This is a genomic window from Methylomonas sp. 2F7 (assembly GCF_057126975.1).
This window is the reverse complement of record NZ_CP195203.1, coordinates 4,699,827-4,713,997: the sequence shown is the minus strand read 5'-3', so window position 1 is coordinate 4,713,997 and position 14,171 is coordinate 4,699,827. Positions and strand designations below refer to the sequence as shown.

The window sequence follows — 14,171 nt, the reverse complement described above, 5'->3', positions numbered from 1 at the left end:
TGCGTTTGTCGGCCAAAAGCGCAATAGGCGCCAACCAAGCTATCCGCTAACGTGGCTTGCATCCGGCATAGTCCGTTATTAGTTAATTGCTTGAAAAAATTATTTTGTTTAAAGGAAAGACCATGACACCCACGCTCCAGACTCCACTTCACTCCTCGTCGCTTACGGCAGCACTGTTTTTGCTGAGTTTTGCCTTACCCGCCTTTGGCGCCGATTTGAAACCGGTCCTGGAAGCCTCGCCCGCCTTGTTAAAGCTGCTGAGCATCGCCGAGGTTAAACCCGGCGAAGTCGGTGAATCACTGAATCTTTCGGCCAGGGTGGAATTGGATCAACATAGGGTCGCGCGCATCGGCGCCTCGGTTACCGGGCGGATTACCGAAATCGATGCCATGCTCGGTCAAGCCGTAAAAAAGGGCGAACGTCTGGCGCTACTGAACAGTACCGAGTTGGGCAAAGCGCAGTCCGACTATTTGAAAGCCGCGTCTCAAGTCAATTTACGCCGGATTACCGTCAAGCGCGCCGAGCGCTTGCTGGAAAGCGGTGTGATCGCGGAGGCCGAGTTTCAGGAGCGGCAGAGCGTGTTGACCGAAGCGGATGTGGATTTACGCGCTGCCAGCGATCAGTTGCGGGTGATGGGCATGAGCGAAGCCGATTTAAAACGCCTGGACAAACAACGCAGCATTCATTCTTACTCTCCGGTCACAGCCAGCATCGATGGGGTGGTGATCGAACGTAACGTCGCCATCGGCCAAGTGGTACAGCCGGCAGACGCCTTGTACACCGTTGCGGACTTGTCGCAGCTGTGGCTGGTCGCGGAAATTCCCGAGCAACAAGCGCATTGGGCGCGGCAAGGCGATCAAGCCTTCGCCGAGGTGCCGGCGCTGCCGGGGCAGGAAGTTAGCGGCAAGCTGATTTATGTCGCCGATATGGTCGATTCCGACACCCGCACGGTGACGGTGCGGATGGCCTTGGCCAATCCGCAGCGATTGTTCAAGCCGCAGATGCTGGCCACCTTGAAAATCAGCAAGCCCGGTTCGCAAACTTTAATCGTCCCCAGTCAGGCAGTGGTTAGGGAAAATGATAAGGATTTTGTGTTTGTCGACACCGGCTCAGCACGTTTTGAATTACGCCCGGTGCGGCTGGGTCGCGAAGAAGCCCAGAAACGACCCTTGCTGGAAGGCTTGAAAGCGGGTGAAAAAATTGTCGTGGGCGGTGCGTTTCATTTAAATAACGAACGCCTGCGCAGCACCTTGGAGTAAAGCATGATTAATAGCCTTATTGCAGCCGCTCTGCATCAGCGCGTTCTGGTGGCGGTGCTGGCGGTGGCGGTCACGCTGTTCGGGATGCGTGCCGTGCAGCAGTTGTCGGTGGATGCGTTCCCGGATGTCACCAATATCCAGGTCCAAATCGCCACCGAAGCCACCGGCCGCTCGCCGGACGAAGTTGAACGTCTGGTCACCGTGCCCCTGGAAATAGCGATGGCCGGCCTGCCCGGACTGGAAGAAATGCGCTCCATGAACAAAAACGGCTTGTCGTTGATTACCTTGATTTTCACCGATAGCACCGAAGTGTATTTCGCCCGGCAATTGGTGATGGAACGGCTGATCGAGGTAAAACAGCAAATGCCGGAAGGTATCAATCCGGTGCTGGGGCCGGTGTCCACCGGTTTGGGCGAGGTCTATCAATACACCTTGGAACGCGACGACGACGGCCAGCGGGCCTTGACCCAGGAGGAATTGCAACAGCGCCGCGAAGCGCAGGACTGGGTGGTGCGGCCGCTGTTGCGTGGGATTCCCGGCGTCGCGGAAATCAATTCCCAGGGCGGCTATGTCAAGCAATACCAGGTGTTGGTCAATCCCAATCGCCTGCACCACTATCGAATTTCCTTGAATGAAGTATTCGAAGCCTTGGCCAGAAATAACGCCAACAGCGGCGGCGGCGTGTTGCCGCATTATGCCGAGCAATACCTGATTCGCGGCGTCGGCTTGATTAACGAGGTCAAAGACATCGGCAATATCGTCTTGAAGGAAGAAAACGCCGTGCCGGTGCATATGCACGATGTTGCCGAAATCAAAATCGGCCATGAAGTGCGGGTTGGCGCGGTCCTGAAGGACGGTTATACCGAAGCCGTCGGTGGCGTGGTCATGATGCTGCGCGGCGGTAATGCCAAGGAAGTGGTGAGCCGTATCAAGGCGCGAGTGGCGGAAATCAACGCGAAAGGCATGCTCCCGCATGGCCTGAAAATTATCTCCTATTACGACCGTAGCGATCTGGTCGATGCGGCCTTGCATACCGTGACCAAGGTTTTGCTGGAAGGCATCGTATTGGTGGTGATCGTTTTGTTTCTGTTTCTGGGCGATGTGCGTTCCAGCTTGATCGTGGTCAGCACCTTGATCGTGACACCCTTGGTCACCTTTATCGCGATGAATCAGCTCGGTCTTTCCGCCAATTTGATGTCGCTGGGCGGCTTGGCGATTGCGATTGGTTTAATGGTGGACGGCTCGGTGGTGGTGGTGGAAAACGCGTTTCGACTGCTCGGCGAACGCAAGGGCCGCGCCACCAGCCGGGTGAAAGTAGTAATGACCGCCGCCCAGGAAGTGGCGACGCCGGTGCTGTTCGGCGTGGGTATCATCATATTGGTATTTTTACCGCTGATGACGCTGCAAGGCATGGAAGGCAAGATGTTCGCCCCGCTAGCGTATACCATCGCGATAGCGTTGCTGATTTCGCTGATCGTGTCGCTGACCTTGTCGCCGGTACTATGCGCTTTTTTACTGGAGGGGCACGACGGCGAGCACGACACTAAGCTGATCGCCTTCATTAAACGGATTTATCTACGGATGCTGGATTGGGCGATGGCCAATCGGTTGAAGGTGGTGGGCGGTGCGGTCGGCGTGTTTGCCGCCACGTTGGCCTTACTGCCCTTGCTGGGCACATCGTTCATTCCGGAGATGAAGGAAGGCTCCATCGTGCCGGGCATTAACCGGATGCCGAATATTTCGCTTGAGGAAAGCATCAATGTGGAAATGCAGGCGATGAAGATGGTGATGGAAATTCCCGGCGTGAAAACCGTGGTCAGCGGCGTGGGTCGCGGCGAAAGTCCGGCCGATCCGCAAGCACAAAACGAATCGACGCCCATCGTTACATTGAAGCCCCGCGAAGAATGGCCGAAAGGCTGGACTCAGGACGATATCGCCGATGCGATGAGCGCGAAACTCACCGAAAATCTGCCCGGCATGCAGGTGGTGATGGCGCAGCCGATTTCCGACCGGGTGGACGAAATGGTCACCGGCGTGCGCTCCGATGTAGCGGTGAAAGTCTTCGGCGACGATCTGGCTGAACTGAAACGCCTGGCGGACGCTATTGCCGGCGTAGCCAACAGCGTGAACGGTGCTCGCGATATTCGGGTTGAGCGCCTGACCGGTCAGCAATATTTAAATATCACCGTCGATAGGCAAGCCATCGCCCGCCACGGTTTGAATGCAGCGGACATTCACGATGTCATAGAAACCGCGATAGCCGGCAAAGTGGCAACCGAGATTTATCAAGGCGAACGGCGCTTTTCGGCGGCGGTGCGCCTGCCGGAGCAATTTCGGAATAATATCGGCGCTATCGATGCGTTGATGCTGACCTCCGCGAACGGCGCGCGCGTGCCGCTGGGCGATGTCAGCAACATCACCTTAAACGACGGCCCTGCCTTGATCAGCCGGGAAATGGGTAAACGCCGCATCGTGGTAGGTATTAATGTTCGCGACCGGGATTTGGGCGGTTTCGTGGCCGAACTGCAAAAAGCCGTGGCCGACAAGGTGCAATTGCCGGAAGGCTATTATCTGCAATGGGGCGGCCAGTTCCAGAATATGGAACGAGCTTTGGGACATTTGCAGATGATCATCCCGGTCACCATCGCGGCGATTTTCTTTTTGTTGTTTATGCTGTTTAAATCGCTGCGCTTTGCCGCATTGATTATTCTGGTGCTGCCGTTTGCGTCCATTGGCGGCATCATCACGCTGTTTCTCAGCGGCGAGTACCTGTCGGTACCGGCTTCGGTCGGCTTCATCGCCTTGTGGGGCATAGCGGTGCTGAACGGCGTGGTATTGGTATCGTATATCCGTTCGCAGCGGGAAAGCGGCCTGAGTCTGGATTATGCGATCCGCCGCGGTTGCGAACAGCGTTTTCGCCCAGTGATGATGACCGCCACGGTGGCCTTGCTGGGTCTGGTGCCGTTTTTGTTTGCTATCGGCCCCGGTTCCGAAGTGCAAAAGCCCTTGGCTATCGTGGTGATAGGCGGCTTGATTAGTTCCACGCTGCTGACGCTGGTGGTATTGCCGGTGTTATACGGATGGTTCGATGATCGCCGCGATATACATAAACCTTTTTCGATGAAGTAATTGATCAATTGTATGCATAGACATAGTTACTCGTGGCTGCTGTATGGCCTGTTAATGCTGTTGAGCACCGCGATACAGGCGGCGGAGATTCAAGTGGCGGTTGATCGTAATCCGGTTGGCCTTAACGAATCGTTTCAGATTACCTTCACGGCCAGCGAAGATCCGGATGGCAACCCCGATTTCGCGCCCTTGCAGGAAAATTTCGAAATTCTCAGTCAGCAACGCAGCAGTAATTCGTCTTGGGTGAATGGCAAGAGCAGTCGCAGCGAACAGTGGATTTTGCGGGCGATGGCCAAACAAGCCGGCGAGTTATTCATTCCGCCGATTGCCTTCGGCGCCGACAGCAGCAAGCCTTTGAAACTGGTCGTCAACGAAAATACCGCCGCTCCGCAAGGCAACGACGAAATATTTCTGGACGTGACAGCCTCGCCTGAGCAACCTTACGTGCAGTCGCAGGTGTTGTACACGCTGAAGTTGTTCCGCAAAGTACAGATTACCCAGGCCAGTCTTAGCGAGCCGGAGATCAAGGATGCGCTGGTCGAAAAACTGGGCGAGGACAGTACCTACGCCACCCAGATCAAGGGCGTGGATTATTGGGTGACCGAACGCAAATATGCCATTTTTCCGCAACAGAGCGGCGTATTTACTATTGCGCCGCTGATCCTGAATGCCGAATACCTGAGCAATCAACGCCAACCACGTTTTAACGGCTTCTTCAATCGGCCGGATACGGAAACTCGGCGGGTGGCTTCCAAAGCCATCACTTTAAACGTACAAGCGGTGCCGGCCAGCTTTAAAGGTCCAAACTGGTTGAGCGCCGAGTCATTAAAACTTAGCGAAACCTGGTCCGACTCCAGCCTGCAAACCAAAGTCGGCGAACCCTTGACCCGCACTCTGACGCTCAGCGCGAAAGGTGCCACGGTGGGCCAGTTACCGGAGCTGCTCGATAAGACCGCTATCGACGGTATCAAAACCTATCCGGACCAACCAGTGCTGAAGGAAGATAAGGAAAGCGACGGCTTGACCGCACTGCGCGAGGAAAAAATTGCCTTCATCCCTTCCAAGCCCGGCGAATACAGTTTGCCGGCGCTGGACATCGTTTGGTTCAACACCAAAACCCAGAAAATGGAAACGGCACACCTGCCCAGCGTCAAGCTCACGGCCTTGGCCGGTGCAACGGATGCCCATGTGCCGGCTCCGCCCGCTACATCGACTGCGCCGCAAGAGCCGGCAACCAGCCCAGTGACCACGTCGCCGATTACTGTTACCAGCAGCAGCGATACCCGTATTTGGCAATCCGTATCGGCGACTTTGGCACTAGGCTGGTTACTGACTATCGTCGTGTTGTATCGTCGCCCATCCACCAAAGGTTCAACGGCCAAACGCGTTGAGCTTGTGCCGGAAACCGCGCTGGAAAAGACCCTGAAACGCGCTTGTTGGGAAAATAACCCGCAGGCCGCCAAACAGGCCTTGCTGCAATGGGGTAAGGCCGAGTTCGGCGCGGAGAGTTTGGGGGCGATTACGGCGCATTGTACCGGGGCACTCCGTGAAGAGATTTTGGCACTGAATCGCTTGTTATATTCCGGACGGAATCAGGATTGGCAAGGCCGGAATCTTTGGCAGGCATTTTCTACCAAACCCGCAGCGACCAGCGGCGAGGGGAAAAGCAACGACGGTTTGGAGCCCTTGTTCAAGATCTAAGGTTCGAAGCTGTAGAGGTGCAAGGTCTTGTCTATCCGCAGCTGTACGACAGCTCAGCCGCGCCCGTTCAGATGCGCCAAAGCCATATACAACGCGGCAATCGAACGGGCTTCACTGCATTCGCCGCTCGCTAACAAGGTATCGATACTATTCAACGGCCAAGGCACCACTTGCAGCTCTTCCGGCTCGTCGCCGACCAGTTTTTCCGGATACAGTTCTTCGGCGAGAATAATATCTATCGTGTGTTCCAAATAGGCCGGCGCCAGCGATACGCGGTGCAAATGCTGTAACTTGGCAGCGCCGTAACCGATTTCTTCTTTCAACTCGCGATTGGCGGCGTCCAGCATGTCTTCGCCGGCATCGAGTTTACCTTTGGGCAAGCCTAGTTCGTAGCGATGAATACCGGCGGCATATTCCCGAACGAGCAGGACTGTGTCCGGATCAAGCATCGGCACAATCAGCACCGCGCCATGCGAGGCGCTGCGGGCCAGGCGCTCGTATTGGCGGCGCTCGCCGTTACTAAACTCCAGGTCCAGGGCTTCGATGCAGAATTGCCGGGTTTGGGCGATGACGGTTTGTTTCAGAATTTTCGGTCTGTTGGGCATCGGCTCAGGTTCTACAACTTGGTTGCTAAAGTGGGTTTGCTTTTGACGCCAAGATCCGCGCAAAAGCACTTCTAACTGTTGGCTAACTTGAAAAAACCAACCACGCTTTGCAGTTGTTCGGCTTGCCCGTTCAATTCCTCGGCGGTTGCCGCCATTTCTTCCGAGGCGGCCGCGTTTTGTTGGGTTACTCTGTCCAGTTGACGCATGGCCTCGCTGATTTGTTTGATGCCGCTGGCTTGTTCGGCAGACGCTGCATTGATCTCTTGCACCAGGTCCGCCGTTTTAACGATGTCCGGTAGAACATGGCCGATGAGTACGCCGGCTTTTTCGGCAATCGAGACGCTGTTGGAAGCTAGTTCGTTGATTTCCGCCGCCGTGGTGCGGCTGCTTTCCGCCAGTTTACGGACTTCCGCCGCTACCACGGCAAAGCCTTTACCGTGTTCGCCGGCGGAAGCGGCTTCGATTGCCGCGTTTAAGGATAATAAATTGGTTTTGTAGGCAATATCTTCGATTAGCCCGATTTTTTTCGCAATGTGTTTCATGGCATTGACCGTTTCGATCACCGCTTCCCCGCCTTGTTTGGCCTCGCTGGCGGATTTGCCGGCCATCTGTTCGGTAACGTGAGCGTTTTCGGTATTTTGTTGCACTGAAGCGCTGAGTTGTTCGATGGAGCTGGTGGTTTCTTCGACACTGGCCGCCTGCTCGGTGGTGGCCTGGCTGATCGATTGCGCGGTAGCGCTAACTTCCTTGGACGCGGAGCTTAATACGTCGGCGTTACCGAGAACTTGCTGTACGACGTTACTGAGCTGGTCGCGCATGCCTTTTAAATCGTACAGCAAACTGCTGTGGTCGCCTTCCCGCAGTTCTATCGCCACGGAAAGGTCGCCGGCGGCCATGGTATTGACCGCTTCGGCAGCATAGCTGGGTTCTCCGCCAAGCTGCGTCATTAAGCTTTTAGTAATCAGATAGCCGGCAACGCCGCCAATCACCACGGAAATTAGCGCCAATGTGGTAATCAAGTTAACGCTTTGATTAACCGTTTCCTTGGCTTCTACTCCGGATTGTTTCATTAGTTTGGTTTGAAACTCGATTAGCGCGGCTACTGAATCTATATACTCGGTTTGTAACTTCCTGACTTGAGTCAGCAGGAAATCCGTTGCTTCCGCTTGCTTACCCTCTCCGGCCAATTTGATGAACTGATCCTGGGCGGTCACGTATGGTGTACGGGCATCCAGCACTTTTTTGAGTACGGCTTTACCTTCCACGCTGCTAATACTCTCGTCGAGTTTATCCAGGTTTTCCTTGATGGTGCGGCGCGCGTCTTGAATACGGGCCAATTCCTTATCAATGGCGGCTCGATCTTTGATAATCAGGGTATTACGCATCGAGCGGGCGATAACATTAATGTTGCTGATGACATTATTGGCCCAGACCGTTTTCGGAAATTTATCGTTGACCATATTGTCGATGTTGGACAGCAGGTCGTTCATGCCGTTGATGCTGATGCCGGCAATAATGGCCAATAACAGTAGGACACCGCTGAATCCCAGGCCTAAACGGGTCCGCACTCTCATGGTACTCATGAATTTAACTCCTTTCGACGGCTGATGCCGGACAACACAGATATGCAAGCTTTTAATCCTTTTTCTTATAGACATCAAGCCTAGCTGAACTTGGAGATTTTCCGGTTAGAATAAAAAACTCATTAAGGCTGTGTTTGGGAACGACAAGCGCTATTGAATGATAAGGATAAACTGACATGCTCGACTGGAAACAAATCGATACCGTGCTGTTGGATATGGACGGCACTTTGCTGGATTTGAATTTCGATAATCATTTTTGGCAGGAGTTTGTGCCCTTGCGCTTTGCCGAATTGCACAGCTTAACGCTTGAGGAGGCCAAACAGCAGTTGGCGCCGCGTTTCAAGGCGATGGAAGGTAAACTGGAATGGTATTGCCTGGATTATTGGACCCAGGAATTGGCCTTGAATATCGCCGGGCTGAAGCAGGAGTTGGCCGGCTTGATTGCCGTGCATCCACATGTCACCGAGTTTTTGGATGCGGTGCGAGCCAGCGGCAAGCGTTTATTGCTGGTGACGAATGCGCACCGCGATAGCTTGAATCTGAAAATGGAAAAAACCTGTCTGCATGGGTTTTTCGATGAAATCGTTTCGTCGCATGATTTTGGTTTTGCCAAGGAGCAGCAAGGTTTTTGGCAAATCCTGCAAGATAAACATCTGTTTGCAAAGGACAGAACGCTGCTGGTCGACGATAGTGTTGCCGTGTTGAACTCCGCCCGGACGTTCGGCATTGCTCATCTGGTGTCGATCAGCAAGCCGGATAGTCAACGCCCGGTTAAGCAGGTTGTTGAGTTTGCGGCGGTGGAGGATTTTCGGGCGTTGATGCCTGGTTTGTAGCAGTTGCTGGGCGGGGCGGCCGGTGCTCCCTGGGTTTGTGATCCGCGCGCGGCGGGCGTTTGTCGCGCTGCATGACCCGTTCGCGCGGCTCACGTCGTTCGGGTTTGATTACGTCTTCCACCATCAATTCCGGGGTGATGGTTTGCACCGGCACTTTCTCGCCGATGTAATCCTCGATGTCCGGCATCGAGTAAGCGTATTCCTCGCAAATAAAGCTGATCGCCTCGCCGCTGGCACCAAAACGGGCGGTACGGCCGATCCGATGCACGTAATCCTCAACGTCCTGCGGCAAGTCGTAATTGAACACATGCGATACGTCGGGGATGTGTAAACCGCGCGCGGCTACGTCGGTCGCAATCAAGAGTGTGACCCGATTTTCCTGAAAATCATTGAGCAAGCGCTGGCGCTTTTCCTGCGGCACGTCCCCGCTGAGCATGGCCACTTTGTGGCCGTTGGCAGCCAGATAATCGTCCAGCTGCTCGGCGCAGCGTTTGGTGTTGACGAAGACGATGCTGCGCTGCGGTTGGTGATGTTTCAGCAAGCCCAGCAACAGCGGGATTTTTTGCTCGTTGGCCGGGCAGTAAGCCACTTGGTTGATGGCTTTGGAAGTTACTTCCTCGGATTCGATGCGAATCAGCACCGGGTTGTTCATGTGCTCGTAGGCCAGTTCGGTGACCTTGTAAGACAGCGTAGCGGAAAACAGCATATTCAAGCGTTTTTCCGCAGGCGGCATGCGGCGCAGCAAGAAGCGGATGTCCTTGATAAAGCCCAGATCGAACATGCGGTCGGCTTCGTCCATCACGGTGACTTGAATATTATCCAGCGTGAAAGCACCCTGCCGGTAAAAATCGATAATCCGGCCCGGTGTGCCGATAATGATGTCGACATTACCTTTGATTTTATCCAGCTGCTTTTGGTAGTCGGTGCCGCCGTAGATCAAGGCAAACTTCAGGTTCAGATACTTGCTTAGGGCTAGTGCATCTTTATGAATCTGAATCGCCAGTTCTCGAGTAGGCGCCAAAATCAGCGCGCGCGGATTTTTGATTTTTTCGCTTTCGTCGTTGATCAGATGCTGAAAGGTGGCCAGCAGAAACGTGGCGGTTTTGCCGGTGCCGGTTTGGGCTTGGCCGGCAATGTCTTTGCCTCGCAACGACAAGGGCAAGGACTTATCCTGAATGGGTGTGCAGTTGATGAATCCTGCTTCTTTCAGACCTTTGATGATGGAGTCGGACAGCTCCAAATTGCTAAAACGCGTTTCCGTTAAATGTGTTTTCTTCATAGCCCGATAGAATAAACTAAAAAGCCGCGCGGTTGAAATCGATTGACAATTAAAGCGCCGCGAAACTATAGTCTTGACTTTGTAAACTAATGGAGAATGGCGTGAGCGACCTAGTCCTTCATGTATCAGACGCTGATTTTAATGAAACTGTGTTGAAAGCCGGTACGCCGGTATTGGTCGATTATTGGGCAGAATGGTGTGGCCCGTGCAAAATGATTGCCCCGGTTTTGGATGAAATTGCATCCGAATATCAAGGCAAACTCACTGTTGCCAAGCTGAATATCGACGAAAACCCCAAAACGCCTCAGCACTACGGTGTACGAGGTATTCCGACTTTGATGCTTTTCAAGGGCGGCGAAGTGGAAGCGACTAAAGTTGGCGCCTTAACCAAATCCCAATTGGCTGCGTTTATCGATAGCAACATCTAAATCAAGCCGAATCACCGGATTTATTAAAAATGTTTTTGATAAGTCCGGTTATTGCGCTAGAATTTTCTTCGCTTGCTTCTTCGCATTCTGAACGTCCTTAATTAATCCAACAACTACCTGCCGCTGTAAACAGCACTCTGCTGTTTTGCATTTCTTTCATTTCCCTTAATCAACATGAATCTTACCGAGTTAAAACTTAAACAAGTCACTGAAATCATTGCAATTGCCGAGTCCTTGGGGCTGGAAAATATCGACAGAGCCCGAAAGCAGGAATTGATTTTTGCGATTTTGAAGAAACAGGCGAAGAGTGGAGAAGATATTTTTGGCGATGGGGTTTTGGAGATACTGGCGGACGGATTCGGTTTTTTAAGAACCCCCGGTTGTTCTTATTTGGCGGGACCGGACGACATTTACGTATCGCCCAGCCAGATCCGACGTTTCGGTTTGCGCACCGGCGATACGGTCAGCGGTAAAATCCGCCCACCCAAGGAAGGTGAACGTTATTTCGCGATGCTGAAGGTCGAAAGCATCAACTTCGAGTCCCCCGAGCAATCCAAAAACAAGATTTCCTTTTCCAACCTGACGCCGCTGTTTGCCAATAAACGTTTCCGCCTGGAGCAAGGCAACGGTACCAGCGAAGATTTAACCGCCCGTATTATCGACTTGATTGCCCCTATCGGTAAAGGCCAGCGCGGCTTGATCGTTTCTCCGCCGAAAGCCGGTAAAACCATGATCATGCAAAGCATTGCCCATGCCATTGCCGAGAATAATCCCGAATGCTACCTGATCGTACTGCTGATCGACGAACGCCCGGAAGAGGTGACCGAGATGGAGCGTTGCGTGCGCGGCGAAGTGGTCTCCAGTACCTTCGACGAACCGGCCACCCGCCACGTGCAAGTGGCCGATATGGTCATCGAAAAAGCCCGGCGCATGGTTGAGCACAAGCACGACGTGGTTATACTGTTAGACTCGATTACCCGTCTGGCCCGCGCTTACAACATGGTGGTGCCTTCATCCGGCAAATTGTTGTCCGGCGGTGTGGATGCCAACGCGCTGGAAAAACCCAAACGCTTTTTCGGTGCGGCGCGGAATATAGAAGAAGGCGGCAGTTTGACCATCATCGCCACCGCACTGGTCGAAACCGGCTCGCGGATGGACGAGGTGATCTTCGAAGAGTTTAAAGGTACCGGTAACATGGAACTGCATTTGGAGCGGAAAATCGCTGAGAAACGGATCTATCCGGCCATTAACATCAACCGCTCCGGCACCCGCCGTGAAGAATATCTGGTTGATCCCGACGAACTGCAAAAAACCTGGATTTTGCGGAAAATCCTGCAACCGATGGACGAATTGGCGGCATCCGAATTTCTATTGGGTAAACTCAAAGACTTTAAAACCAATGCTGCGTTCTTTGAGTCGATGAAACGATAATTACGCAACGCCCGCCGACGAGCGGTAATCATCGCTCGTCGCAAACCGGCTAAACCAAGCTGGCCAAACAATCTCCAATCCTGATTTACCCATCTGTTTTCTCCATAAAACACAAAAACCTATCCTTAGCCTGAGGCGCAGGCAGCTACATACCAATACATTTGATGGTTATCGATGTGTTTAATTTTGTTATATTGCGCGACGACCTTAAACGAGGAGTACGGCCTTGCGAACAACCAGCAAATTTTTTATGCAATTCGTCCGATTAGCAGGCCCGTTCTGGTGCTCGGAAAATAAGACGACCATCCGGACCTTATCGGCGTTTTTGGTCGCGTTGACAGTGGCGCAAATTGCAGTGTCGGTGATTATTACCGAATGGAGCGCGGATTTATTCGATGCCTTGGAGCAGCGCTCTATGTCCAGACTGTTTACCCAGGTTGGACTGATTGTCTTGATTTTTATCGCGAATATGGCGATTACCGCTACCCATCTGGTCGTCAAACGTCGTTTGCAATTGAGTTGGCGGGGTTGGCTAACCGACAAATTGATCGGCCAATGGATGCGCGACGGCCGACACTATCTGGTTACTCATTTGCCGGGGCAGCATGATAATCCTGATGGCCGGATCGCAGAAGATGTGCGCATTTCCACTGAATACGCAATTGATTTGTTACACACTTTTTTTTATTGCTTACTGTTGTTGACCAGTTTTACCGAGATACTGTGGACCTTGTCAGGGACCGTTACGGTAAACTTAGGTTTGGTCGAAATCCCCATTCAAGGCCATCTGGTCTGGTTGGCGCTGATTTACGCCGCTAGCGCATCCACGCTGGGTTGGTGGATCGGTAAACCGCTCACCATGGCTACCGACAACAGACAGACCGTGGAAGCCAATTTCCGCTTCGCGCTGGTTAAAGCCCGCGAGAATGCGCAAGCCATTGCCTTGATCCACGGTGAGCGCCATGAGAATCCGCATTTTCACCGCTTATTCGGGAATATTGTCGACGCCTGGAATCAGCAAACCCATGCTTGGCAACGTATCACCATGTTCAGCTCAGGTTATTCGATACTGTCGATGGCGTTCCCTATTCTGGTGTCGGCACCGCGCTTCATTCTGGGTACTATTAGCCTGGGGGCATTGATGCAATCCGCGCAGGCTTTCCAGCAAATGGTCGCGGCTTTGTCCTGGCCGGTTGACAACATGGGTAAGGTTGCGGAATGGCGCGCCTCAGTCGAGCGGGTATTAGGATTGAGCAAGGCTTTGGAACAATTGGAACGGGAAATCGCCAAGCCAGATCCTTATCGAATTCGTTTGGTTAAAAGTGACAAATCCGTATTGGCGTTTCGCGATTTATGCATTTCGCGTTTAGACAGAATTATCTGCGTGTCCACCCTCAACGAAGAAATCAAGGCCGGAGAGCGGGTGTTGATTGCCGGTAACGCCTTTTCCGGTAATAAGCTGTTCAAAGCCATAGCAGGCCTTTGGCCGTGGGGCGAAGGCGTGATCGAATTGCCGAATGATGAAAGAATGTTCTTTATGCCGCCGCGTCCGTATCTACCGACGGGCACTTTGCGCGCGTCAATTTGCTACCCATCCGACCCTTCCGCTTTCGATCAGCAGGTTTTGGAAAATACCCTTGAACTGGCTGGTGTGAAAGAGCTGGAAGAGCAGCTCGATCAGATTGCTGATTGGGAGAAGAATCTTGAGCGTGAACAGAAACAACGTTTGGGCCTAGTGCGGCTGTTGTTGCACAAACCTAAATGGATATTGATGCAGGAAGCCTTCGATTCACTCGACCCCGAAGGTGAAGTGGATATGGTTAATATGATTCATAAAAGGCTCTCGGATTCGGCGGTACTGACCATCACCAAGCAGCCCAACATACAGGCCTTGTACAAACGGCGGATTACCCTCTGTTAACG

The 14,171-nt window shown here is 53.1% G+C and carries 10 protein-coding genes; 7 read left to right on the top strand and 3 right to left on the bottom strand.

Annotation, left to right across the window (positions count from 1 at the left end; genetic code table 11):
* The first annotated feature begins 122 nt into the window (after positions 1 to 122).
* The 3 genes from ACR64Q_RS21230 to ACR64Q_RS21220 are packed head-to-tail and all read left to right on the top strand — an operon-like array spanning position 123 to position 6,089.
* The gene (locus ACR64Q_RS21230; protein ID WP_051427008.1) at positions 123 to 1,259 is read left to right on the top strand and encodes an efflux RND transporter periplasmic adaptor subunit; all 1,137 of its coding nucleotides are present in this window, start codon (positions 123 to 125) and stop codon (positions 1,257 to 1,259) included.
* A 3-nt stretch (positions 1,260 to 1,262) separates the two neighbouring features.
* Positions 1,263 to 4,388, top strand: coding sequence for an efflux RND transporter permease subunit (locus tag ACR64Q_RS21225; RefSeq protein ID WP_313733062.1), 3,126 nt, complete (start codon positions 1,263 to 1,265; stop codon positions 4,386 to 4,388).
* 12 nt (positions 4,389 to 4,400) lie between these two features.
* A complete protein-coding gene (locus ACR64Q_RS21220; protein WP_313733061.1) occupies positions 4,401 to 6,089 on the top strand; it encodes a BatD family protein in 1,689 nt (562 codons plus the stop codon).
* A gap of 53 nt (positions 6,090 to 6,142) precedes the next feature.
* On the opposite strand, the gene nudE is transcribed toward ACR64Q_RS21220, so the two are convergent.
* Positions 6,143 to 6,694: an ADP compounds hydrolase NudE gene (gene nudE / locus ACR64Q_RS21215; RefSeq protein WP_313733060.1), complete on the bottom strand. Its 552-nt coding sequence runs from the start codon at positions 6,692 to 6,694 to the stop codon at positions 6,143 to 6,145.
* Between the two features lie 71 nt (positions 6,695 to 6,765).
* Positions 6,766 to 8,277 carry a methyl-accepting chemotaxis protein gene (locus tag ACR64Q_RS21210; protein ID WP_313733059.1) on the bottom strand — a complete coding sequence of 504 codons (1,512 nt, stop codon included), beginning with the start codon at positions 8,275 to 8,277 and terminating at the stop codon, positions 6,766 to 6,768.
* A 176-nt stretch (positions 8,278 to 8,453) separates the two neighbouring features.
* On the opposite strand from ACR64Q_RS21210, the gene yrfG reads away from it, so the two are divergent.
* Positions 8,454 to 9,110: a GMP/IMP nucleotidase gene (yrfG, locus tag ACR64Q_RS21205; protein WP_313733058.1), complete on the top strand. Its 657-nt coding sequence runs from the start codon at positions 8,454 to 8,456 to the stop codon at positions 9,108 to 9,110.
* Here the strand turns inward: yrfG and rhlB are convergent.
* Entirely contained in the window at positions 9,049 to 10,389 is a 1,341-nt protein-coding gene (gene rhlB / locus ACR64Q_RS21200) for an ATP-dependent RNA helicase RhlB (protein ID WP_313733057.1), read from the bottom strand. The two genes, yrfG and rhlB, sit on opposite strands and share 62 nt — an antisense overlap.
* A gap of 101 nt (positions 10,390 to 10,490) precedes the next feature.
* On the opposite strand from rhlB, the gene trxA reads away from it, so the two are divergent.
* The 3 genes from trxA to ACR64Q_RS21185 all read left to right on the top strand — a co-directional run bounded on the left by trxA (position 10,491) and on the right by ACR64Q_RS21185 (position 14,169).
* Positions 10,491 to 10,817 (top strand): thioredoxin TrxA, encoded by a 327-nt coding sequence (trxA, locus tag ACR64Q_RS21195; RefSeq protein ID WP_064009313.1) that lies wholly within the window; start codon positions 10,491 to 10,493, stop codon positions 10,815 to 10,817.
* 174 nt (positions 10,818 to 10,991) lie between these two features.
* Positions 10,992 to 12,248, top strand: a complete 1,257-nt coding sequence (gene rho / locus ACR64Q_RS21190) for a transcription termination factor Rho (RefSeq protein WP_020483996.1) — start codon at positions 10,992 to 10,994, stop codon at positions 12,246 to 12,248.
* A 250-nt stretch (positions 12,249 to 12,498) separates the two neighbouring features.
* Entirely contained in the window at positions 12,499 to 14,169 is a 1,671-nt protein-coding gene (locus ACR64Q_RS21185) for an ABC transporter ATP-binding protein/permease (RefSeq protein WP_313733056.1), read from the top strand.
* Positions 14,170 to 14,171: the final 2 nt, after the last annotated feature.

What these genes read in the sequence shown, in the direction of transcription:
- ACR64Q_RS21230 (WP_051427008.1), top strand. Translation starts at nt 123, where the DNA reads ATGACACCCACGCTCCAGACTCCACTTCACTCCTCGTCGCTTACGGCA.
- rhlB (WP_313733057.1), bottom strand. Translation starts at nt 10,389, where the DNA reads ATGAAGAAAACACATTTAACGGAAACGCGTTTTAGCAATTTGGAGCTG.
- ACR64Q_RS21185 (WP_313733056.1), top strand. Translation starts at nt 12,499, where the DNA reads ATGCAATTCGTCCGATTAGCAGGCCCGTTCTGGTGCTCGGAAAATAAG.
- ACR64Q_RS21210 (WP_313733059.1), bottom strand. Translation starts at nt 8,277, where the DNA reads ATGAGTACCATGAGAGTGCGGACCCGTTTAGGCCTGGGATTCAGCGGT.
- yrfG (WP_313733058.1), top strand. Translation starts at nt 8,454, where the DNA reads ATGCTCGACTGGAAACAAATCGATACCGTGCTGTTGGATATGGACGGC.
- nudE (WP_313733060.1), bottom strand. Translation starts at nt 6,694, where the DNA reads ATGCCCAACAGACCGAAAATTCTGAAACAAACCGTCATCGCCCAAACC.
- ACR64Q_RS21220 (WP_313733061.1), top strand. Translation starts at nt 4,401, where the DNA reads ATGCATAGACATAGTTACTCGTGGCTGCTGTATGGCCTGTTAATGCTG.
- rho (WP_020483996.1), top strand. Translation starts at nt 10,992, where the DNA reads ATGAATCTTACCGAGTTAAAACTTAAACAAGTCACTGAAATCATTGCA.
- ACR64Q_RS21225 (WP_313733062.1), top strand. Translation starts at nt 1,263, where the DNA reads ATGATTAATAGCCTTATTGCAGCCGCTCTGCATCAGCGCGTTCTGGTG.